This is a genomic window from Sediminispirochaeta bajacaliforniensis DSM 16054, from assembly GCF_000378205.1.
In the GTDB taxonomy this organism is placed as follows: domain Bacteria; phylum Spirochaetota; class Spirochaetia; order DSM-16054; family Sediminispirochaetaceae; genus Sediminispirochaeta; species Sediminispirochaeta bajacaliforniensis.
This window is the reverse complement of record NZ_KB899406.1, coordinates 61,440-84,305: the sequence shown is the minus strand read 5'-3', so window position 1 is coordinate 84,305 and position 22,866 is coordinate 61,440. Positions and strand designations below refer to the sequence as shown.

Sequence of the window (22,866 nt, the reverse complement as noted above, 5' to 3'; positions counted from 1 at the left end):
TCCACCTCTAAACGAGGCGGCAAGAACCACATAAACCGCCCCCGCCTATTAGGCCTGGAGCCCGATACGCAGTGCCCTCCGATTGAGACGCTGCTGTTTGAAAAAGGAGTACCCGACCTTCCCGACAACGGTGGCGATCAGAATAAAACCGGTTACCACCTGGGATACATCGTTGGTGACCCCCATGGACATCAATCCCTGCTTCAAAACACCGAGAAAGATCCCCGCGATCAAGGTGCCTGCCACACTCCCTTTTCCTCCCTGGATGTCCGTTCCTCCCAAGACAACGGCGGTAAGGGCGGGAAGCAGCGCTTCCGATCCGAGATCCGATCGCGCCGAGGTAAAATAGGAGGTAAGGAGGATACCGGCGATGGCGGCACCGATGCCGGTGAGCGAATAGGTGATCATCAGGGTCTTTCTGATTTTGATACCGCTGTAGCGAGCCGCTTCCATGTTGTCGCCGATCAGATAGAGGGAACGCCCGACCCTGTTCTTTTTCAGGAAAAGACTTAAAACGAGGGAGAAAAGCAGAACGATGATAAGGCTGTTCGGAACAGCTCCGAGGCCTCCGTAGGCAAGGGAAACAAAGCCTTCGGGAAATCCCCCGATTCCGTTGTAACCGGAAGCTCCAAGGCTCCCGGCAATCCCGGTTGCCAGTCCCGAATAGAGAAACATCGTCCCCAGGGTAATAACAATGGCCGGGATATCTGTAGAGGAAACGAGGAGACCATTAAACAATCCGGCCAAAAGACCTGCCAGAAAACCGGCAAGGATCGCTACTCCGATGGGCAGGCCCATCTGCCAGGAAAAACCTGTTACGATGGAGGTAAGTCCCATCATCGAGGCGATGGAGATATCGATTCCTCCGGTAATAACCACCAGGGTAAGCGGCACGGCAACCAGCAGGATGTGGGCAAAATCACTCGTCGTATAGAGCAAATTCGAAAAGTTGAAGAACGACGAATTGATCAGGCCGAAAACAGCAATCTCCAGAAAAAGTGCAAGAAGGATAAAGTATTCCCATCGTTTAAAGGAAACGTTGCCTACGAGTTTCATACGGCCCCCTCCTCAAGTGCGGACTCTTCAAGTACAAGCTGGGCCCGTCTGCTTTTCAGCTGAGCCTCGAAGGCCTTTCTGAATCTGAAATCAAGCAAGACGACCGAAAGCAGAATGGCCCCGGCAATCGCGTCGTTCCAGAATGCAGGAACCTTCAGGAAAACAAGGATGGAATCGATGGTGGTAAGAAACAGGCCTCCGACCAGCGCCCCCATGGGGCCGCCTACCCCGCCGGAAAGGCTTACCCCGCCGAGAACGCAGGCGGCGACGGCCCTCATCTCCTGACCGGAACCCGTCTGCATCGGAATAAAACCGATCTGCGACACAAAAACCAGACCGGCCAGGCCGGCAAAAAGACCGGCAAAAACATGAGCCCAAAAGACTCCCGCCTTTACATGAATTCCCATGAAAAAGGCACCTTCCCGGTTGTCTCCGACATAGTGGAAGATACGTCCGGCCCTTGTTTTCTGGATGATAAGAGCACTGATGATCCCGAGAAGGAGAACAATCCAGGCAAGGGCACTGATGCCGAAGAGGTCGATACCGGAAATACGCTTGTAGGATGTGACCACATGGTCGATCCAGCTACCGCCGGTGAGGATGTACATGGTGCCTCGGAACACCCCCATGGTACCGAGGGTCATGATGATGGGAGGAACGCCTATGAGTCCGACCCCTATGCCATTGACAGCTCCCGCTGTAAATCCCGCCAGGAGTCCCAGGATCATGCTCATGGGGATGGAGATCCCCGCATTTAGGGAAAGCCCCACAGCAACGGCGCTCAGACCGGTAATGGCACCGACCGAAACATCGATACCGCCGGTAAGCAGGACAAACATCTCGCCTAAGGCGATCAATACGATAATAAGTGAGGAATCTATGATTCCCGATAGTGTCGAGATCCTGACAAAAAGGGGATTGATGATCCCAACGACGATAATGAGCACAATCTGAATCAGAAAGACCAGAAATGCCCGTTTTCTTATTAATACGCTAAACATGGCTACCCTGCACTCCAAAGGCTCCCGCCGTAACGGTTTCGATGTCGCATTCGCTTCGTGCATACTCACCGGTGATCTGACCGTGGTACATAATGTAAATACGGTCGCTCAGTTCGAGAATTTCTTCGAGGTCGGAGGAGATAAGTAAGACGCCGACCCCCTGAGCCGTCAGCGACCTGATGATTTTGTACACGTCAAGACGGGCTTCGGCATCGACACCCCTTGTCGGTTCGTCAAGGATGATCACGCTGGGATCACAGGCAATCACCCGTGAAAGTACCACCTTTTGCTGATTCCCGCCCGAAAGGGTCGATGCGACCTGATCGGGGCCAGCCACCTTTATTCTGAATTGCTCGATGAAGCGTTTGGCAATGCCGTATTCCTTTCCCGACGACATGAATACCTTTCCGAAACGGCGAAGGATGCTGGAAGTCGTGGTAAAGTAATTAGGCTGTCCGAGAAAAATTCCGTGAGCCGCACGATCTTCCGGCACATAGACAAGCCCGGATTCCTGACAGCGGCCGGGGGTCCGGACCGCAAGTTCTTTATCGGAAACACATACTCTTCCCTCGCTTCCTCCGGTGATTCCCATGACCGCTTCTGCAAGTTCCGTCCGTCCCGCACCCACGACACCGGCAAGCCCCACAATCTCCCCGCTTTTGACATTGAGAGAAATATCTTTGAAATCCTCGGAACTAAAATCATGCAGTTCAAAAACGGTCTCATCACCGATGGATTGCCGCTTCTCTTCGCAAGGTTCCTCCCTGCCCGCCTTTCCTTCAGGTAACATGGCTTTGACCAACTTGATGTGATCAAGTTTAGAAGTCGCTTTACAAAGCACCATGTTCCCATCCCGAAGTACGCTCACCCGGTCCGAAATCTCAAGTATTTCATTAAGCCTGTGGGAGATGAAAAAGATGCCTATCCCCTGGGATTTAAGAACCTTCAACCGTTCGAAAAGGGAGTTCACCTCTTTAAAGGTGAGGGTCGATGTAGGCTCGTCCAGAATAAGCACTCTGGCCTTGCGGATAAGACCGCGAATGATTTCGAGCAGCTGCTGTTGTGCTATGCTCAAAGCCCCTGCAAGCTCTGAGAGATCCTCGCAAAAGCCAAGGGCTTCTCCTATTCGAACAATCTCCCTGGTCATATCACCGACCTTACACCCCGTTCCCAAGATGACATTCTCTTCGATACTGAGGTGGGGAAAGATCTGAGGCTCCTGTGGAACCAGATAGATGTGCCCCAGATGGGCCTGCGAGGGGTTTTGGAATACCACCTCTTCTCCGTCCACAAGGATCGTCCCGGCATCACGACCGTAGATCCCGGAAACGATCTTCATGAGGGTCGACTTTCCCGAGCCGTTTCCCCCGAGTAAAGCGTGAATCTCCCCCTCCCGAAGGGTCATATTGACCCCTTTGAGAACAGAAACACCGCTGAAGGATTTCCAGATATTTGAGAGCACCAAGATTTCCTCTTTTTGCTTCTCTTCCGCAGTTTCCATATGACCTCGATTCCGTTTTAGTGAAGCTTGCTCTCTTCGATATCCCGGGCTGTTACCTTGAACAGTTCAACACGCTTTGTCTCTTCATTACAAAGATCGTTGGTATACTCGAGGGCCTGTTTCACAGAAAAGTTTTCATGGATGATTTTCTGAACACCCTGGATAATCGCAGAGGGATACTCGGACTGCCAGATGTTTCTCCCCATATCCACGCCGATGGCTCCTTCCTGGATCGATCGGTAACAAAGGGTCAGTACATCCTCGTAGGTATCAAGCTTCGGCCCTCCGGCGACCACGATGGGAACAGGGGTCTTCGTCACGACCTCTTCAAAACCGTCACAATAGTAGGTCTTGACGATATCGGCTCCCAACTCGGCCGCAATCCGCGAAGCGTGAGCAAGGTAGCGCTTCTCCTTTTTATCTTTCAGCGCCTTTCCTACCGCAGTCACGCCGAGGACCGGCAGATCAAAGCGTGCCGCATCGCTGATCATCGTACTTAGATTGAGAATAGTCTGATGAGAGTGTTCGGCACCGACAAAAATGGAAACGGCAACGGCGGAGGCATTGAGCCTGACCGCTTCTTCTGCGGTGAGGATAAGCCCTTCATCATCGATATCCTTATCTAAGATGGTATTACCGCCGGAGGCCCGCAAAACACAGCCCTTGCCAAAATCGGGATCTATGCTACTTGTCAGGACACCTGGGCTGAGCATCAGGGAATCGGTATACGGAAGTAACTTCTCAATGGCCTTCGACGGAACCTCCATGCCGGTGGTCGACCCCATGAAATAGCCATGATCGATGGCAAGCATCAAGGCCCTGCCATCACCCTTCACAATCTGAGAAAGACGACGTTTTTTTCCCCAAGAGATATTGTCAAACATAAGCTCTCCTATTTGTAGTTGTATTACAAGATTATTTGTTACAAATTAATTTAAACATATGATATTTTATTTGTCAACATTTTGTTTTACACAAATTATCATTTTTAATTGTTACATTTGTTATTTACATTTGTTTTTTCATCATGTATACTTTTATTGAATTTTTACGAAACTACAGGTAAGGTAGAAATCAAGCACAACGAGGACGCAGGTATGATTACCATCGAAAAAGAGGAGTATCGAAAGGCCCTTTTGGCAAAGATTGCCTATTTGTACTACAACGAAGGCAAGAACCAGCAGGAAATATCAACGGAGGTGGGGATTGCCCGTCCCATCATCTCAAAAATGCTGAATGAAGCCAGAGAAACTCATATCGTCGAGATTCGGGTTAAGCATCCCTGGACCTCGCAAAGTCTTGAAACGGAGATCATACAAAGGTTTGGTCTGAAAGAGGCCAGAATCATCGTCTGCCAAAATGAAGAGACCGACTGCAGCATGGCCGACCTGGGAAGGGTTGCAGCGGACTACTTCAACAGTGTTGTCCGTCCGGATTCAATCATCGGAATTTCCTGGGGAAAAGCCTTACGGGAGATGCTTCGCTGCATCGAACAAAGAGAACTTCCAGATGCCAAGGTCATCCAGCTCATCGGCGCATCAGGGTCGGAAATTGTCACCACCGACGGCCCCCGCTACGCCCAGATGCTCGCCGAAAGACTAAGCTGCTCCAGCTTTTATCTTCATGTTCCCCTGGTGGTCGAAAGCGAATCGGTACGCAACGCTCTTTTACAGGATATCAGAATCCACAACACCCTTGCCAATGCGAGGAAGGCTAATATCACCTTCGTGGGAATCGGCTATACCGAAGACATTGATAACTACAGTCTCCTTCGAACCGGATACATAACAAAGGATGAGCTGCGCAAACTTATAAAAGAAGGCGCGATCGGTGATATTTGTGCCCGCCACTTCGATATAGAAGGCAATTATCTCGACACGGACTTCGACCGCAGGACCATAGGAATCAGTTTAGAGGATCTTAGGCAGATCGATACGGTTGTCGGGGTCTCGGGAAACAGTGTCAAGGCACCGGCCCTCTACGGCGCCCTGAAGGGAGGGTATCTCAATGTACTGATCACCGACAGTGCGACTGCGATAGCCCTTATAAAGATAGACGAAAAAAGAAAGAAGAAAGCATAATGAAAGAGCAGTTTCTATCGATTATAATCACCATCGGCCCGATTCTCATTCTGCTTATCAGCGGCATGCTGTTACGGACCATGCACGTCATAGACCCAACGCATGTTCAAGGGCTCCAGATTTTGGTCCTCAAAGTGATCCTTCCTTCCGCCCTTTTTTTGACCTTCCTCGATATGCGCCTGCAAGGCAATTATATTCTGCTGCCCCTCTTTGCCTTTTTTCTTTGTGTGGTAACCTATGCCTACGGTTTCGCTATGAGGAAGAAGTTTCATGAACCTCCAGCCTTTCGCTACCTCATGAGCTCTTTTGAATTCGGGATGATGGGCATCACCCTTTTTGTCGCAGCCTTCGGGCAGCAACAGCTTGGGAAGATTGCCATCATAGGGCTCGGCCAGGAGTTCTTCGTCTGGTTTGTCATGGTCCCGTCGCTAAGCGGGCTTACCGGCTCCCGCTCAGATACAACGAAAGTGATCAAAAGCTTTGTGACCAACCCGGCCCTCGTCGCTATATTTGCCGGCCTCGTTCTTAACATAAGCGGTTTTCCAAGGTGGGGAGAAGATACCCTTCCCGCCCGCCTTCTGATATCGACCCTAAAAAACCTAAGCCCCGCCCTGGTTCCCTTAATTCTGATCATCATAGGCTACAACATGGATTTCAAACCACGCTACATGAAACAAGCAGCCATGATTTTTCTGCAAAGAATCATCATCATGGGCCCCCTTGCACTACTTTTCATCATTTTTATTATGGGGCCGGTCCTCCATCTTGATCGCTTTTTTCTTTATGCCGTCATCACCCTGATCATCCTTCCACCGCCCTTTGTCATTCCGCTTTTCCTTCCCCAAAAAAGAGAGGGGGAGATTCCTCAGATCAATGGGGTTCTGATGGGGTATACACTGTTGACTGTTGCAGCTTTCTGCCTCTTTGTGGTGATTGTTGATCTTCAGTAGTGTCAGGAATCGTGGTGGAACAAAACAAGCCTGGACAGGATTCACCATTCCCATCACAATATAGCAACCCCAGCCAATGGAGGTTCGCCACATGCAAAACGTACAAACCCCACTCCTTTTTTCGCTTGAAGGCAAAGTCGCCCTCGTAACAGGCGGCGGTGTCAACATCGGACGGGGGATTAGCCTGGCCCTTGCCGAAGCAGGCGCTAAGGTATATGTCGCCTATCATTCATCATCCTCGGCGGCCGAAAAAACCGTTCAGGAAATTAACGACAAGGGAGGGGCTGCCGAAGCTTTCCACGTCGATGTCTCGAACGAGACAGCGGTAGAGGCTCTTTTCGGAGAGATCATGAAAAAAGAGGGTGCGCTTGATATCCTGGTGAACAACAGCGGAGTCCTATCTTTATCGGAGCAGAGCGAGTTGTCGGTGGCCGAATGGGACCGAATATTCGGTATAAATGCCCGGGGAGTCTTTCTTTGCTGCAGGGAGGCAGCGAAGAGCATGCATCCGGGATCTGCCATCGTCAACGTGGCAAGCATCAATGCCATTCACCCCGGTTTCGGCAAAAGTGCCCATTACGATGCCACAAAGGGAGCCGTTGCAGCCTACACTCGCAGCTTGGCGGCCGAACTCGGCCCTGCGGGGATACGAGTGAACGCAGTCGCTCCCGGACTTATCGATTCACCACAGCTGAGAAAACGCGCTCCCGAACTTGTGGAGTCTGTAGTCCGAAGAAGCCCTTTGGGACGCCTATCACTCCCCGAAGATATTGGAGCAGGGGTGTTATTCCTTGTCTCAAGGGCCTCAGGCAACATCACTGGGCAACTACTCGTTATCGACGGGGGCTATCTGCTTAGCTAAGGCATATTGCATTTTTAGTGTTCCGAATTCTGGTGGTGATGGAATTGTGACTCTTCAAGCACCACGATTCGGAACAGTAGATAAAAAAAAGCCCCAGCTATCGGCGAACCCTGCCCGAGCCGTCTCCCGACATAAGCCGAAGCACCTCCTGTCTGGAGACAAGGTTGAGGTCACCGGAGACTGAATGTTTCAGACAGCCCGCGGCAACGGCAAATTCCAGTGCCTCTTGCTCATCATCAAAACACAAGAGACCATAAATAAGCCCGGCGGCAAAGGCATCGCCACCTCCTACACGATCAACGATATCGCGGATCTCATATCTGCGGCTCATATAGATATCGCCGCGAGTGGCAAGCAAAGCCGACCAACCATTGGAATCGGCGCTCCTGGCCTCACGTAAGGTGATGGCCAGTTTGGAAAGATTGGGATAACGACCGAGCACAAGGGAGGCAAGATCCCGATAGCGGTCGACTTCAAGGCCACCGGAAGAAACATCGATATCCAGGCCGATGCCCAAAGAGTGCTGGCAGTCCTCCTCATTGGCGACGGCAATATCGACATACGGGAGAAGCTCCCCCATCACCTGTGGGGCACTTTTCCCGTATTTCCACAGCTTTTTGCGGAAATTAAGATCGCAGGAAACGGTAAGCCCCATCTCCTTTGCAGTCCGAACCGCCGCGATACTGAGTGCGGCCGCCGTTTCCGATATCGCAGGGGTAATGCCGGTGATATGAAACCAGCTAGCTCCCGCAAAAAGGGCGCTGAGATCAACCTCTTCCCGCCGAAGCAGAGCTATTGCAGAACCGGAACGATCGTAGAGCACGTTGCTGGCCCGCTGGTTGGCACCGGTCTCAAGAAAATAGATGCCAATGCGCTCACCCTGCCGTATAATCGCAGAGGTATCGACGCCTCGTCGACGCAACTCTCCCACTGCGGCATCCCCCAGGGGGCCCTCGGGCAGTGCGGTGAAAAATGCCGCATCAAGGCCGAAAGAGGCAAGAGAAACGGCGACATTGGCCTCTCCTCCGCCGAAACTCGCCTCAAGAAAGGGCGTTTGCAAAAGCCTTGTGTGGCCGGGACTGGTAAGTCGCAGCATGATTTCACCCAGGGTAACGACCCTGGCATCGGCTGTCGAAGTCGCTTTTTGATCAAACATCCGCAACTCCCCGCACAAGGTTCAGACTCTTTCTGACCTCCGCCGCAATGCCTTCGGCCGTACCGGCCTTGGTGAGCCAGCTGCCGCCGCAGGCCGATACCATGGGAAGAGCAAGGTACTCCCTTACATTCTCAAGGCCGATACCGCCTGAGGGTAAAAAGTGTACCTGAGGATACACAGGGGCAACGGCCTTGAGAAATCGCACGCCTCCCGAAACCTCGGCAGGGAAGAACTTCAAAACCGACAAACCCTTTTCAAGAGCCCACTCGATCTGACTTGGGTTGGAAACTCCCGGAATCATTATGGTTCCGGTACGAAGAACATGATCAACAAGTCTTGGATTGAAACCGGGAGACACAATAAACCGAGCACCTGCCGAACGTGCGGCATCGGCCTGGGACGGGGTAAGAACAGTTCCCGCTCCGACTAAAAGTTCCGGGAATTCTTTGCAAAGGAGCGCTATTCCCGCCTCGGCATATTCCGAACGAAAGGTAATCTCAGCAATAGGAAGCCCACCATCACACAATCCCCTTCCAATATGCCGAGCATCTTCAAGATGTTCCAGTTTGATAACAGGAATAAGCCCGTAGGGCCGTATGGCCCGTAGAAATTGATCACTGTTCATATATAGAGCATACTCGCAAAGCCTATTTCAAACAAGTTCGATCATGTCTGTTGCTATCAACAAGATTTCGGCAACTATACCGATCATCTCCCGATAGCCATTCCTTCGTATCAATCTTGCAACATCACCTTATCTTGCGTATCATTCATGCATGAGAAAGACAAACGGCAGCCTTGTGTTTCAAAGCGACTTCGGAACCATCGACGGTGCGGTTAGCGCCATGTACGGTGTGGCGGAAGCGGTTAGCGATAATCTAAAATTGTACGATCTTACCCATGAGATTCCGCAGTTCAACATCTGGGAGGCCAGTTACCGTCTGATTCAGACCATCGAATATTGGCGGCCGGGAACGGTCTTTGTGTCGGTAGTCGATCCCGGGGTCGGTACCAGCAGGAAAAGCGTGGTGGCCCTGGCACAAAGCGGCCACTACATCGTTACGCCCGACAACGGAACCCTGACGCATATATCCGAATCCATCGGAATCACCGCCATGCGCGAGATAGAAGAGAGCATCAACCGCCTCGGCGGCAGCGAAAAGAGCTACACCTTTCACGGCCGGGATATCTACGCCTATACCGGGGCCAGACTTGCCTCGGGAGTGATCACCTTTGAACAGATTGGACCTGAGCTTGCGCCGGAACCTGTCACCATCGCTCATCAGCCTGCGGAATTACGAGATGGGATTATTACCGCAAGCATCGATATTCTCGACGCCCGTTACGGAAGCCTCTGGACCAATGTTCCCCGGACCATGTTCGAAGAGCTCGGAGTCGAATACGGCCATACGGTACTGGTGGAGATAAGCAAATACGGCAACACCGTATACGGGAACCGGCTTATCTTCGGAAAATCCTTCAGCGACGCGGCAATCGGCCAGTCGCTGGTCTACATCAATTCACTGCTGAACGTGGGTATTGCCGTGAATCAGGGAAACTTCTCCAGGGCCCACAACATCGAGTCAGGGCGGGGCTGGGTGGTCCGTCTGTCCAAGGGTGATTAACGCAAAAATAATAATACAAGAGGTAAGCTATGGATCGACATAAACTACTGCTTTTTCAAACCGATTTCGGCAGACTCGAAGGAACGGTGGCGGAGATGTACGGGGTGGCCCTTGGGGTCGATCAGGGCCTCAAAATCCATGAGATTACCCACTACATCCCCCAGTTCAATATCTGGGAGGCCAGTTATCGCCTCATGCAGGCCCTACCCTGGTGGCCGAAGGAGACGGTGGCCGTCTCGGTGGTTGATCCAGGAGTCGGCTCGAGCAGAAGATCGGTGGTTGCGAAAACCTCACAGGATCACTATATCGTCACCCCGGACAACGGAAGCCTTACCCATATTGCAAAGCATGTGGGGCTTAACGCTTTGCGGGAGATAGACGAGAGAACAAACAGGGCCCCGGGAAGCGGAGAGAGCCACACATTCCACGGCAGGGATGTCTACGGCTATACCGGTGCACGTCTTGCTTCGGGAACCATCACCTTTAACGAAGTCGGGCCAGGACTCGATCCGAAGAGCATCGTTACCCTCCCCCTTTTGGAACCCGAAACGGAAAGGGGGTCGCTTACCGGCATGATCGAGATCCTTGATATCCGTTACGGAAATGTCTGGACGAACATTCCCAAAAAGCTCTTCGACTCGGCAGGTTTTAGCTCCGGGTGCAAGGCCCTTGTCACCATTACCCGAAGCGGCGAAACGCTCTTCCAGGAAACCCTGCCCTACCTCGACTTTTTCTCGGCAGCAGAGCAAGGAGAGGATCTTATCTACAATAACGAGCTCCTCTTTGTCTCCCTCTCCACCAATCAGGGAAGTTTCGCCGAAAAGCATGGCATCCAATCCGGACCGGAGTGGAAAATCCGGTTCGAGATCGCATAATAAAAGGAGTTGCGTCTATGAAAAAGCTCTCTCCCAAAACGGTGGTTATTATTGCCATCGGCGCCGCCCTCTATGGAATCGGGGGCCTGCCGATCTTCGGTATTCCGATCTTTGCAGAGACCACCCTGAAACCGGCCATGGCAATCCTGGCGATCTTTGCCGCCCTCTACGGACCTGTGGTCGGATTCCTCGTCGGGTTTCTCGGCCACTGGATCACCGATCTTTTCGCCGGCTGGGGCGTCTGGATGACCTGGGTCCTCGGTTCCGGTATCGTCGGAATCGTCATCGGTCTCTTTCCCATCATCACAAAGGACAAGGTGGATGAAGGAATATTCGCAGCCAAAGAGATCATCATCTTCATTATCCTGGCCTTTATCGGCAACTTCGTAGGCTACAGCATTTCGGCCTTTCTCGATTATGTCCTCTACGCCGAACCCGCCAGCAAGGTTATCGCCCAGCAGCTGATCATCGCCAGCACCAACACGGTCATCATTGCAATCATCGGATCGATCATCATGGCCCTGATTGCAAAGCGGAACCGACAGGGCAGCGAGCTTTCCGAGGAAGAATGAGCCAGGCGCTCCTTTCCTTCGAAACGTTCTCCTTTCGGTATAAAAGCCAGAAGGCCCCCACCCTGAAGGAGATATCCCTCAGGGTGGAAGCCGGAGAAAAGATACTCATTGTCGGCCCCTCGGGAAGCGGGAAAACGACCCTCGGCTCATGCATCAACGGGCTGATCCCCTTCTCTTTCGAGGGGTCGATAAGCGGAAGCTTCAGGCTCGAAGGTAAGGAGAGTAAAGACGCCGATCTCCATGAACGGGGCGAGCTGGTGGGAACGGTGCTGCAGGACACCGACAGCCAGTTCGTCGGCCTTTCGGTGGCCGAGGACATTGCCTTTGTCCTGGAAAACGCGGCGGTAGGCCGACCGGAAATGATCGACCAGGTGAAGAAGGCCTCGGCCATGGTGGGGATGGAGGAATTCCTCGCACGCTCACCCTTTGAGCTGTCCGGAGGACAAAAACAGCGGGTCTCCCTGGCTGGGATTCTGGTGGACGACGTGGACCTTCTCCTTTTCGACGAGCCTCTGGCGAACCTCGATCCGAAGACGGGAAAGGTCGCCATCGAACTCATCGATGAGATCCACCGAAAAACAGGGAAAACCGTCATCATCATCGAGCATCGTCTCGAAGATGTCCTCCACCGGCCGGTCGACCGGATTCTGCTCATGGAGCAGGGACGAATCATCGCCGACGAGAAGCCCGACAAGCTGCTTGCAGGCTCCCTTCTCGCTGAAAAAGGAATCAGGGAGCCCCTTTATATCGCGGCCATGAAATTCGCAGGCTGCACACTTTCCGAAGAGGACAGGGCCGCATCCATCGATACCATCCGCCTGGAGAAGCACCGTGAGAAGATCCTGAAGTGGTTCAGGGAGCGACAGCTCCCCCGGCCGGAGGCAAAGGGCCCCTCGCTGCTTCGCCTCGAATCGGTAAGCTACTCCTACACGGGTGAGCGAAAGGCGCTGGAGGAGATCAGCTTCGATATCAGAGAGGGAGAGATGGTTTCCATCCTCGGAAAAAACGGAGCCGGAAAATCGACCCTGGCCGCCATCATTACCGGGCTTATCAAACAGGATTCCGGAAAGCTCTTTTTTCGCGACGAAGAAATCTCCAAGACGACGATTGCCGACAGAAGCCGCGAGATCGGCTTTGTGATGCAAAACCCCAACCACATGATCAGCCACCACATGATCCGGGAAGAGGTCGGTTTCGGCCCGAAGCTGCGGCAGATGCCGGAAGATGAGATCGAACGGCGAATCGACGAGGCACTGAAACTCTGCGGCCTCTACCGCTTCAGGAACTGGCCCATCGGCTCCCTCAGCTACGGCCAGAAAAAACGGGTAACCATCGCCTCGATCTTGGTAATGGAGCCCAAGCTCCTGATCCTGGACGAGCCCACGGCGGGTCAGGATTACCGTCACTACACCGATATCATGGAATTTCTCCGCAGGCTCAACGATGAAACGGGCCTGACGATTGTATTCATCACCCACGACATGCATCTGGCCCTGGAATACACCGCCAGATCGATCGTGCTGACCGACGGCAAGATGATCGGAGACGATTCCATGTCCAGGATTTTCAGTAACCCCGGGATCATCGAAACGGCCAACCTGAAGCCGACCAGTCTCTACGAGCTGGCCAACAAGCTGGGAATCGGAGAAGTCGACCGGTTCATCGACCGTTTCATTGAAGAGGAGCAAAGGCAACGCACATGGACCAGTCAAAAATCCGCTTCGGCCTCAACTACATAGATACGGCCTCCCCCCTCCACAGGCTTTCGGGCGTGACGAAATTCGCCCTGTTCATCTACTGGATCACCGTGGTGCTCACCACCTTCGATCTAAGGATCCTTGCAGGAATGCTCTTCTTCGGCCTCCTTCTCATAGTGCTCTCACGGGTGCCCTTTCGCATCTACCGCCCCTTCCTTTTATTCATGATCTATATCCTCATCATGAACAGCCTCTTTATGTTTCTCTTCGCCCCCATGCAGGGCGTCGAGTACATGGGATCGAAAACCGTATTGTTCGTCATCACCGAGCGTTACACCGTGACGCGGGAAACCCTCTTTTACCTTCTGGTGATCGCCGTCAAACACTTTTCGATCTTTCCCATGGCCCTGCTCTTTGTCTTTACCACCCATCCCACGGAATTTGCTTCGAGCCTGAACAGGATCGGTGTCCCCTACAAGGTCGCCTATTCGGTAAGCCTCACCCTCCGCTATCTGCCGGAGATCACCAAGGACTTTGTCAACATCATGCAAAGCCAGCAGGCCAGGGGCGTGGATATCTCGAAAAATGTCCCGCTAAAGCAGCGGATCACCAACGTTACCCGGGTGCTGATTCCCCTCCTCCTCTCCAGCCTGGACAAGGCCGAGGTGATCAGCAACGCCATGAGTCTGCGGGGCTTCGGCACGGAAAAAAAGCGGACATGGTACAACGCCCGCCCCCTCGCAAAAGGGGACGCCATAGTCTTTACCGCCATGGCGCTTTTCCTCATCTTCGCCGTCTGGATGAAACGCAACCTCGGGACCATGTTCTGGTACCCCTTTTAAAAGGGCCATTGGGCGGCTCCTCGCTATCGCTCGGACCGGGCTTTGCGCTCCAACGCTTCGCCCCGCGTCTCCGGGACTCGGGCACGGGCTCACTCCCGATCGCCCTCCTCGTCCCCGCGGGGCTCCAGGGTTTCCGCTCCAATCCCTGCCGCGGGAAGAAAGAATCATAACCTACTGTTCCGAATCCTGGTGGTTGAAAGAGCTCAACTTCTTTTCCTGTAGTCAGATACAAGCAAAACTATGAAAAAAAGTACACACAGGCATAAAAGCAAGTATTTTACCGGTAAAAAGACAGGTAAACCACCAGGATTCGGAACACTACATATCACATATATGTTGACTTAATCATAAGGTACCTTTATATTATTATAAAGGTACCTTACTAACAATATTAGAATTCAGATGCATATGAGGTGATATCGATGAAGAATATCATAGAAGTACATAACTTTACGAAAGAATACGGGGATTTCACAGCAGTAAACGATATCTCGTTTGGGGTAAAAGAGGGCACTATCTTTGCATTTCTCGGTCCAAACGGTGCGGGAAAAAGTACAACTATCAACACTTTGTGTACGATCCTGGAAAAAACTGCTGGGGAAATGACCATAAACGGCCATGACGTATCAGAACAGAAGGATTTGGTACGAAAGGATATCGGCATTGTGTTTCAGGAATCGACTCTTGATGAGAGGCTTACGGTCGAAGAAAATCTTCGATTCCATTGTGATTTTTATAAAGTACCGAAAGAGAACATTTCCGAACGCATCAATTTTGTTCTCGATCTCGTGGAACTGGGAAATCGAAAAACGGCAAAGGTTGCTTCGTTGTCCGGGGGGATGAAAAGACGAGTGGAAATCGCTCGCGCTCTTGTCCACTTTCCAAAAGTATTGTTCCTCGACGAGCCCACCGCAGGCCTTGATCCGCAGACGCGGGCGAATGTCTGGGAGTATATTCAAAAACTACAAAAAGAGAAGCATATCACGATATTTCTCACCACTCATTATATGGATGAAGCGGAAATATGCTCGGATATCGCGATTATGGATCACGGTAAGATTATTGCCTTTGATACACCTGAAAATCTCAAAAAACAGTTTACCGATATCCGAATACAGATTGAAAGTCGGAATCCGGAAAAAATCGAGAACTTTTTCCGTCTTATAAAACGGGAGATTTCCTACGAACGGAATAACGAATATTTTACCATACGTACTCAGGATCCATCCAAAGCGCTCGAGTTACTTTCTTACTGTAAAGAAAACATTTCTGATTTTGAGGTACGAAAGGGTACGCTGAATGAAGTTTTTTTAGCAATCACAGGTAAGGAGATAAGAAACTAATGAATACCATTGGAGCCATATTGCAGCGGAATTTATTGAATTTCATTCGGGACAGGGGAAGATTGTTCGGCGGGATAATCATGTCGTTGTTCTTCTTATTTATCTTTTCCTTTGTCATGAAATCGCCGACAAGCGGCCCCGCACAGCCGATGAATTATCTGATTTCCGGCGTCATTATCATGACGGTATTCCAGTCGAGCCTGAATAACTCGACCGATATTCTGTCGGATATCGCAAGCGGGTTCATGAAAGAGGTTCTTGTGGCGCCCATCACCAGAGCTCAAATATCAATCGGCCATATACTTTCGAGTACCGTGATCGCCGTACTACAAGGACTTCTAATAGTGATTGTTGCCATGTTTATGGGACTGCAACTGGATCTTGTTCATTTTAGTGCGATGATCGTCGTTATGATAGTCGCTGGAGGGACCTTCGGTTCCATCGGATTGTTCCTTGCCACGATATCCCGAAATTCTTCTTCGTTTCAGATTGTAAGTACCATGATTATCATGCCGTTTACGTTTCTCTCCGGTGCATATATTCCGACCACGCTTATGCCGAAGTTTCTCATGCCTCTAGTGTATGTTAATCCGCTGACATATATCACTTCGATATTTAGGTACATCACCCTTAGAATGGAAAGCCTTCCCCTGCCCGAGCTGGCTAAGCAGGGCGTGGCATTTGACATCCATGGCTTTATGCTCACGCCGTTTATGGGTTTTTGCGTTATCATTATCATCGGAATTGTTTTTTTCATGCTATGTGTACAGAAGTTCAATACTGCCGACTTCTCAAGTGTCAAGGTTGCTAAGGTGCATCGCAGATAAATAAAACGATATCAAATTAGGGAGGGTTACATGATCAATAATACCAATGAGCTTCTTGAAAAACTGATGCATATGAGCTGGCTGCTCAGAATTCAGCAAATGAAGCACTACAGGGATCACGGTCCCATGGGGACTCCCTATAGAGGCCAGGGACGAATCCTCGCCATTCTTGCCTTAAAACCGGAGATCAGTCAAAGAGAATTGTCGCGAATCCTGGATATCCGACCTCAATCGCTGGGCGAGCTCCTTGTCAAGCTGGAGAGGCAGGGGTACATCGTCAGAATGCCCTCGGAACAGGACCGACGAGTGATGCTTGTCCGACTGACAAAGGAGGGAGCGGAAGCGGCAAAAGCCTCTGAAGATACCGGCGAACAAGAGGCATTCTTTAACTGCCTTTCCGAGGATGAACAGAATCAATTCGACGAATTCCTGGATCGCCTTATCAACGAGCTCGAGAAAAGCCTGGACAGAGATGAAGCTGATAGATTTACGGACCGCTTTAGCTCAAGACGAGGCCCAAACAGGCCAAGTCGATTCGACCATCACTTCGACGGCTTTTTTGGATCCAATCACTTCAGGGACCGTGACTGAGGAAAGGCATTCGCATGAGACATAGCCATTCCACTCATTCCCCCGCTGGATCAGTAATACCCCCTACGCCTGATACGTAGAGGAAGAGACATTCCCGCCGGTTCCCGTCCAGTTGGTGTGGAAGTATTCCCCTTCGGGCCGGTCGGTCCGCTCGTAGGTGTGTGCTCCAAAGTAATCCCGCTGGGCCTGAAGGAGGTTGGCGGGGAGCTGCCCGCTTCGGTAGCCGTCGAAGAAGGAGAGGGCCGAGGCAATGGCCGGGCTCGGGATTCCGGCAAGGGCGGCCCGGCTTACGGTCCGCCGCCAGCCATCCTGGCAGTTGTTTACGATGTTCATGAAATAGGGATCGAGGAGCAGGCTTTTAAGAGCACCGTTTCCATCGAAGGCCTCTTTGATTTTGCCGAGGAAGCTGCTGCGAATGATGCACCCCCCCCTCCACATGAGGGCGATTTCGCCGTAGTTTAGTTTCCACCCGAAGGAATCGGCTGCCTCCCGCAAGAGCATAAAACCCTGGGTATAGGAGATGATCTTCGATGCGAAGAGGGCCTTCCTGATATCCTCGATCACCTCTTTTCGTTCATCGTCAGACAGCCTTCCGTGTGGGGCCTCGCCAATAAAACCGGCGGCCTCCTTTCGTTCTTCCTTACGGGCCGAAAGGCAGCGTGCATAGACCGCCTCGGCGATGACGGTTACCGGTACCGCCAGGTTGAGGGAATCGATGCCAGTCCATTTGCCCGTTCCCTTTTGTCCCGCCTTGTCGACAATCTTGGTGACAAGGGGCAAGTCGTCCGTATCCTTCACCTTCATGATGTCTCTGGTAATTTCGATGAGGTAGCTTTCAAGCTCACCCTTGTTCCACTCGGTAAAGACCTCGTACATCTCCTCGTGGGAAAGCCCGAGCCCCCGGTAGAGCAGATCGTAGGCCTCACAGATCATCTGCATATCGCCGTATTCGATACCGTTGTGAACCATTTTTACGTAGTGTCCGGAGCCCTCTTCCCCTACCCATTCACAGCATGGAGCTCCATCCTCACTTTTTGCCGCAATGGCTTGAAAAAGCTGCTTAACCAGGGGCCAGGCCTTTGGATTGCCTCCAGGCATGATGGAAGGTCCCCGCCGGGCCCCCTCTTCTCCGCCGGAGATTCCCGTGCCGATAAAAAGAATCCCCTTTGCAGCCAGTTCACGGCTTCGCCTGCTGGTATCGGGATAGTGTGAGTTTCCTCCGTCGATAATAAGATCCCCGGGTGAAAGGAGGGGAAGCAGCTTTTCGATAAAGATATCGACCACCTCGCCGGCCTTTACCATCAGCATCACCTTTCGCGGCGAGGAAAGGGAGGAGACAAGCTCCCGAAGAGAACGGGTCCCGATAATCGTATCCCGTCCGGCAGCTGCATCGCCGAGAAATTCGTCCACCTTACTGGTCGTTCTGTTATAGACCGCGACCGAATAGCCGTGATCATTCATGTTCAGTACTAAATTCTGTCCCATGACCGCAAGCCCGATTAATCCGATATCGGCCCTTCTTTCCATCATCATGCTCCTTTTTGCATTATCTTATCGCAGATCCAAAGCCCCGAGGCCGGATTGGAGATAAAGAAAAACGGATCTCCGTCGCCTCCCTCGTTCCAACCATCCCGAAGGGTATCGGGACGATAGCGCTTCATCATCATATCAAAGTCATCATATCGATAACCGACCTTCTCAACCTCTTCCCTGCTCAAAGCACCGGGACAATAACGGATGGAAAATCGGCCCTCGCTCGATCCGTGGATAAGGTGTGCCGCCGCAGCAAGGTTGGACGAAAGGCCGCCCCCCTGCCCGACCGCTTCGAGGATTCGATCGGTTCCGGCATAGCCGTAACGACGGATGAGACGATCGATCTCTTCATCCTCGCCGAAGCGCTCCACCCCCGGGGCAAGAACGATAAGCTCTCCACCGTCGGCAATGGCCATCCGACTTCGATAGATACTTTTATTCCCAAGCCAGGTCGATCGATATTCGGCGGGATCAAGATAAACAACAACACGTTCGGGGGCATGCTCAAGACGACAGATGTTAAGCTCCGCCGAAAGGCGGCCCGCAGCCTCGAAACAGCGACGGTCATCTCCCAGGAACACCCCTACCGGCTTGTTCCCCTCCCCGGTCCGGGCAATAACGGTGAGGGCGTACTCCAAAGGGATGTCCCCGGCGAAATGCTCCTGTGCATAATCGAGCAGACTTCGCACAGGGGAGTCGATCCTTCCCATGATCCGTTCCATGCCGTATACGGCCCCGAGATAGTGGCTCTTATTGATCCCGTCACTTCCACCGGTACCGATAAATATATTCTTGTTATAGTTTGCCATGCCGATTACCTCATGGGGGACCACCTGGCCCAGAGAAAGAATGAGGTCGTGCTCCCCGAAGGCGATACGGCGATTAACTTCAGCTTCCCAGCTCCAGGAGAGGCGTCCCTCGGACAGCACCTCAATCACTTCGGCAGGAACGGTCCCGAGGGAAACAACGTCATGGCGCCAGTCGTGAACAAGGAAAAGGCGATGGTCGATACCGGGAAACATAAGGTTGATCTCCCGATCGGTCATGGGGGCATGCGTACCCAGGGCAGGCATGATCGCAGTTACAGCAGGGCCGAAGAACTCAACCGCCCAGCAGGTCAAAAGCCCTGCCAGTCCGTGCATCCTCGTGATGTCCGGCGGCAGAAGAAGAATACGGCGGCGATCGGAAAAGCGCCCGAGGGCGCGGAAAAATTCCTCTTTCATATGGTCGGGAGCTATCCCCGACCTGTCGATCAGTTCTGCGTGGATCATATCACCCCTTTACAGCCCCCATGGTCAGCCCCTTTACCACATATTTCTGAAAAATCATGGTCAACACAATCGCAGGGGCCATGATGGCAACGGCAGCCGCCATCACCCCGCCCCAGTCAACCTCCGCATAGGACATAAAGTTATACACGGCAATGGGAAGGGTTTTCGTCTTTTCCATGCTCAGAACCTGAGAGAACATAAAGTTGTTCCAGGAAAAGATAAAACTCAAGGTTGTCGCCGTCACCACCCCGGGAACAGAGAGGGGAAGAACGATCCTTAAAAAGGCAAACTGCTGGGTCGCCCCATCTATCATTGCCGATTCTTCAAGCTCCCTGGGGACACCCTCAAAATAGGCGGACATGACCCAGACAACAACCGGCATGGCAATAAGGATATGGGAAAGAATCAAAGCTGTATAGCTGTCCATCAAACCAAGCCGGGAAAAAACGATATACCAGGGCATCAAAAAGGAGATCCCCGGCATAAGCCGGGCGATAAGGATAAAGACCGCAAGACGTTTTTGTCCGAACCGTGCAATCGAATAGGCGGCAGGAAGCCCCATCAAAAGAGAAAGGGCAACCGATGAGACTCCGACGATGCTTGAATTGATGAGGTACTTCAGGAAATCCTGTTCCCTAAAGACCTTGTAGAAATTGATCATGGTCGGATCAAAAACAAATTTCGGCGGCCAGGAGATGATATCAACCTGACTCTTGATCGAAGAGAGGAGCATCCAGAGGAATGGGAAGAGGGTCGGTACGATAATGAGCACCAGAAGAATGGGAAAAAAGATACGAAAAACCGGTGACTGTTTCATGGCTACCCCCTATGCCTCGAATCGTTTTCGAAGCCGCATCACGCCGAGGCTTGCCGCAAGAACCAAAACAAAAAGGAAGACAAGCATGGCCGATGCCGAGCCGAGGTCGAAATACTCGAAGCTGTATTTGTATGCCATGATGTTGATGGTCTCGGAAGCATAGCCGGGACCTCCCCCGGTCATTGCATAGATGATATCGAAGGTTTTCAACGCATCGATGGCCCGTAGGATAACAGCCGTCAGGATCGTCGGCATGATCATCGGAAGGGTAATGAAACAGAAAATCTGGGTGGAATTCGCGCCGTCGACCCTCGCCGATTCATAGGGCTCCGACGATAGTCCTGCAAGTCCGGCAAGGACGATGAGGGCAATCATCGGTGTCCACTGCCATACATCGACCATGATCAGCGAGGGAAGAACCGTTGATGCGTCGGTTACCCACCCGCTCTGGGGTAGTCCGAGTATACTCAGACAATAGTTGAGAAATCCGATGGTAGGATCATAGAAAAGGTTCCAGACAATACCGATGGCCACAGGGGTGGAGACCAGCGGCAGCAGCAGGATGAATTTAATCCCATTTTTCCCCACAAATTCGCGATTGAGAACAAGCGCCAGTACGGTCCCAATAACGGCTTCGAGAACGACGGCACCGATGGTAAAGGAGAAGGTACGGCCGAAGGCATCGATAAAACGCGGTTCCTTGAGGACCCCGAGATAGCTGGAAAAACCGACGAACTTCATGGGCCTGCCCGAGGTAAGGGCCCAATCGGTAAAACTGATGACGAGGGTATAGGCCACGGGGAAGACCATAAGCAGCAGAACAAAGAAAAGCGCGGGGAGGGGGAATATATATCTGAGGTTACGCTCGAAAAAACCGCTTTTGATCATTGCAACAACTCCTTTCAAGTATGTGACAAAAGGAAAGCGGGGACAACATGATTACATATTGTCCCCGGGATACTTGATACGCAAGGCCTAATTTCCGCCGTATTCTCCGTCGGCTTTCAGCAACTCGTTAACAGCCTCGGTCTTTTCCGCAGCCAGGGCCTCGAGCCTGGGTGATGTTCCCTTTGTATCGATAGATTCGATGATAACCTCACCGATGAGATCCCTGGCCTTCCCGACGGAACTCATGAAGGGACGATCGAAGGGATAACCATTCTGCGCCGCATGGGCCTGGGTTTCGATCAAACCGGGGTTCATCTTTTCCCTGACCTCGCTGTCCTGCCAGGCGGAATTGCGGGCCATGGTGATGTTGGAAAGCATACCTTTGATGGCAAGCTCCTTGCTGGTGGCCCAATCGAGGAATTTCATCGCTGCTTCGGGGTTTTTTGTCTTGCTCGAAATGCTCATTCCCCAGGAAACCACGATAAAGGGACTGTCGCCGCGCGGTCCTGCGGGGAGTTTCGCTATACCGACATCTTCGGCAGGAACCTGCGTCTTCGTGGGGTCGACAACCTGACCGTAAAAAACCGATGCATCGGTCCACATCGCAAGCTTTCCGGCCTGGAACACCGGCATCAGATTCTCCCAGGACATCGAGGTTACCCCCTGAGGTCCGTATGTTCCCAAAAGCCTGCCGTAATAGCGGAAGGCCTCGATCGCCTCGGGTGTATCGAAGACCGCCACGTTATTATCAAGGTAGAGCCCACCGAAGTTGTAGAGATAGCTCGAAAGCTGGGTAACCGCAGACCCACCCTTTCCTCGTGAACCGATTCCGGCAACCTCGTTGGTGGTCAGGGCCTTTGCTGCGGCCTCAAGTTCGGTAAAATTGGTCGGGACTTCGATGCCGGCGGCCTTAAAGAGGTCCTTGCGGTAATACATCACCTGCCATTCGGTAACCAGGGGGATGATGTATACATGACCATTCTTTCGTCCGATATCCACGGAATTCGAGGGATAATCAGAAAAATCGTAGGTATCAAGGGGCTCATACCAACCGTTCTTAATAAAAAGCAAGCCCTCCTGGAGCGGTCGTGTCATAAACACATCCACGGTAGAGGAGTTTGTTGCAAATTCCGTGGTGAGTTTTTGCGTCAGTTGGCTCTCTTGAAGGCTCTCTACATTTACCTTAATACCTGTTTCTTTTTCAAATTCAGGAATCACCTGTTTCAATAATTCGCCGTAAGGATGATTTGCAAGAAGTACACGAATTTCCTGGGGCTTTTCCGACGCAGTCCCCTCAGACTGGCCTCCGGCAAAGAGAGGCAGACACAGGCCTACCATCACTACTAGAACCAAAACCCTTTTCATACTTTCTCTCCTT

22 protein-coding genes are annotated in these 22,866 nt (G+C 52.0%); 11 read left to right on the top strand and 11 right to left on the bottom strand.

Translation table 11 applies throughout. The annotated features are described in order from the left end of the window. Positions 1-48: 48 nt before the first annotated feature. The 4 genes from F459_RS0100370 to lsrF are packed head-to-tail and all read right to left on the bottom strand — an operon-like array spanning position 49 to position 4,442. Positions 49-1,056: an ABC transporter permease gene (locus tag F459_RS0100370; RefSeq protein WP_020610757.1), complete on the bottom strand. Its 1,008-nt coding sequence runs from the start codon at positions 1,054-1,056 to the stop codon at positions 49-51. After that, positions 1,053-2,057 carry an ABC transporter permease subunit gene (locus F459_RS0100365; protein WP_020610756.1) on the bottom strand — a complete coding sequence of 335 codons (1,005 nt, stop codon included), beginning with the start codon at positions 2,055-2,057 and terminating at the stop codon, positions 1,053-1,055. The genes F459_RS0100370 and F459_RS0100365 overlap by 4 nt, the downstream gene beginning before the upstream one ends. Next, complete coding sequence (locus F459_RS0100360; protein WP_020610755.1) at positions 2,050-3,558, bottom strand: sugar ABC transporter ATP-binding protein; 1,509 nt, start codon at positions 3,556-3,558, stop codon at positions 2,050-2,052. The genes F459_RS0100365 and F459_RS0100360 overlap by 8 nt, the downstream gene beginning before the upstream one ends. A 17-nt stretch (positions 3,559-3,575) precedes the next feature. Continuing rightward, positions 3,576-4,442 carry a 3-hydroxy-5-phosphonooxypentane-2,4-dione thiolase gene (gene lsrF / locus F459_RS21995; protein WP_020610754.1) on the bottom strand — a complete coding sequence of 289 codons (867 nt, stop codon included), beginning with the start codon at positions 4,440-4,442 and terminating at the stop codon, positions 3,576-3,578. Between the two features lie 213 nt (positions 4,443-4,655). Between lsrF and F459_RS0100350 the strand changes: the two genes are divergently transcribed. From F459_RS0100350 to F459_RS0100340, 3 genes are all read left to right on the top strand, one after another. Next, a complete protein-coding gene (locus F459_RS0100350; RefSeq protein ID WP_020610753.1) occupies positions 4,656-5,639 on the top strand; it encodes a sugar-binding transcriptional regulator in 984 nt (327 codons plus the stop codon). Beyond that, positions 5,639-6,589 carry an AEC family transporter gene (locus F459_RS0100345; protein WP_020610752.1) on the top strand — a complete coding sequence of 317 codons (951 nt, stop codon included), beginning with the start codon at positions 5,639-5,641 and terminating at the stop codon, positions 6,587-6,589. Before F459_RS0100350 ends, F459_RS0100345 begins: the two co-directional genes overlap by 1 nt. 91 nt (positions 6,590-6,680) lie before the next feature. After that, the gene (locus F459_RS0100340; RefSeq protein WP_020610751.1) at positions 6,681-7,451 is read left to right on the top strand and encodes an SDR family NAD(P)-dependent oxidoreductase; all 771 of its coding nucleotides are present in this window, start codon (positions 6,681-6,683) and stop codon (positions 7,449-7,451) included. 97 nt (positions 7,452-7,548) lie between these two features. Here the strand turns inward: F459_RS0100340 and F459_RS0100335 are convergent, their stop codons facing one another. Further along, the gene (locus F459_RS0100335; RefSeq protein ID WP_020610750.1) at positions 7,549-8,607 is read right to left on the bottom strand and encodes a sugar kinase; all 1,059 of its coding nucleotides are present in this window, start codon (positions 8,605-8,607) and stop codon (positions 7,549-7,551) included. Beyond that, complete coding sequence (eda, locus tag F459_RS0100330) at positions 8,600-9,232, bottom strand: bifunctional 4-hydroxy-2-oxoglutarate aldolase/2-dehydro-3-deoxy-phosphogluconate aldolase (protein ID WP_020610749.1); 633 nt, start codon at positions 9,230-9,232, stop codon at positions 8,600-8,602. The genes F459_RS0100335 and eda overlap by 8 nt, the downstream gene beginning before the upstream one ends. A 151-nt stretch (positions 9,233-9,383) precedes the next feature. Here eda and F459_RS0100325 point away from each other — a divergent pair, with 151 nt between their 5' ends. The 8 genes from F459_RS0100325 to F459_RS0100290 all read left to right on the top strand — a co-directional run bounded on the left by F459_RS0100325 (position 9,384) and on the right by F459_RS0100290 (position 16,979). Then, positions 9,384-10,232 (top strand): SAM hydrolase/SAM-dependent halogenase family protein, encoded by an 849-nt coding sequence (locus F459_RS0100325; protein ID WP_020610748.1) that lies wholly within the window; start codon positions 9,384-9,386, stop codon positions 10,230-10,232. A 29-nt stretch (positions 10,233-10,261) separates the two neighbouring features. Then, positions 10,262-11,107: an SAM hydrolase/SAM-dependent halogenase family protein gene (locus tag F459_RS0100320; RefSeq protein ID WP_020610747.1), complete on the top strand. Its 846-nt coding sequence runs from the start codon at positions 10,262-10,264 to the stop codon at positions 11,105-11,107. Between the two features lie 17 nt (positions 11,108-11,124). Continuing rightward, positions 11,125-11,679: an ECF-type riboflavin transporter substrate-binding protein gene (locus F459_RS0100315; protein WP_020610746.1), complete on the top strand. Its 555-nt coding sequence runs from the start codon at positions 11,125-11,127 to the stop codon at positions 11,677-11,679. Beyond that, the gene (locus F459_RS0100310; protein WP_020610745.1) at positions 11,676-13,418 is read left to right on the top strand and encodes an ABC transporter ATP-binding protein; all 1,743 of its coding nucleotides are present in this window, start codon (positions 11,676-11,678) and stop codon (positions 13,416-13,418) included. The genes F459_RS0100315 and F459_RS0100310 overlap by 4 nt, the downstream gene beginning before the upstream one ends. Continuing rightward, the gene (locus F459_RS0100305) at positions 13,379-14,218 is read left to right on the top strand and encodes an energy-coupling factor transporter transmembrane component T family protein (RefSeq protein ID WP_013256138.1); all 840 of its coding nucleotides are present in this window, start codon (positions 13,379-13,381) and stop codon (positions 14,216-14,218) included. The genes F459_RS0100310 and F459_RS0100305 overlap by 40 nt, the downstream gene beginning before the upstream one ends. Positions 14,219-14,640: 422 nt before the next feature. Beyond that, positions 14,641-15,561 carry a daunorubicin resistance protein DrrA family ABC transporter ATP-binding protein gene (locus F459_RS0100300; protein ID WP_020610744.1) on the top strand — a complete coding sequence of 307 codons (921 nt, stop codon included), beginning with the start codon at positions 14,641-14,643 and terminating at the stop codon, positions 15,559-15,561. Next, positions 15,561-16,388, top strand: a complete 828-nt coding sequence (locus tag F459_RS0100295) for an ABC transporter permease (RefSeq protein WP_013256140.1) — start codon at positions 15,561-15,563, stop codon at positions 16,386-16,388. The genes F459_RS0100300 and F459_RS0100295 overlap by 1 nt, the downstream gene beginning before the upstream one ends. A gap of 30 nt (positions 16,389-16,418) precedes the next feature. Beyond that, complete coding sequence (locus F459_RS0100290; RefSeq protein ID WP_020610743.1) at positions 16,419-16,979, top strand: MarR family winged helix-turn-helix transcriptional regulator; 561 nt, start codon at positions 16,419-16,421, stop codon at positions 16,977-16,979. A 63-nt stretch (positions 16,980-17,042) separates the two neighbouring features. Here the strand turns inward: F459_RS0100290 and gnd are convergent, their stop codons facing one another. The 5 genes from gnd to F459_RS0100265 form a co-directional block, all read right to left on the bottom strand. Continuing rightward, positions 17,043-18,509, bottom strand: coding sequence for a decarboxylating NADP(+)-dependent phosphogluconate dehydrogenase (gnd, locus tag F459_RS0100285; RefSeq protein ID WP_020610742.1), 1,467 nt, complete (start codon positions 18,507-18,509; stop codon positions 17,043-17,045). Further along, entirely contained in the window at positions 18,509-19,783 is a 1,275-nt protein-coding gene (locus tag F459_RS0100280) for a lactate racemase domain-containing protein (protein WP_020610741.1), read from the bottom strand. Before F459_RS0100280 ends, gnd begins: the two co-directional genes overlap by 1 nt. 1 nt (position 19,784) lies before the next feature. Then, positions 19,785-20,600 (bottom strand): carbohydrate ABC transporter permease, encoded by an 816-nt coding sequence (locus tag F459_RS0100275; protein WP_020610740.1) that lies wholly within the window; start codon positions 20,598-20,600, stop codon positions 19,785-19,787. A gap of 9 nt (positions 20,601-20,609) precedes the next feature. Continuing rightward, positions 20,610-21,488: a carbohydrate ABC transporter permease gene (locus F459_RS0100270; protein ID WP_020610739.1), complete on the bottom strand. Its 879-nt coding sequence runs from the start codon at positions 21,486-21,488 to the stop codon at positions 20,610-20,612. A gap of 87 nt (positions 21,489-21,575) precedes the next feature. Further along, the gene (locus tag F459_RS0100265; protein ID WP_020610738.1) at positions 21,576-22,853 is read right to left on the bottom strand and encodes an ABC transporter substrate-binding protein; all 1,278 of its coding nucleotides are present in this window, start codon (positions 22,851-22,853) and stop codon (positions 21,576-21,578) included. Between the last annotated feature and the right edge of the window lie 13 nt (positions 22,854-22,866).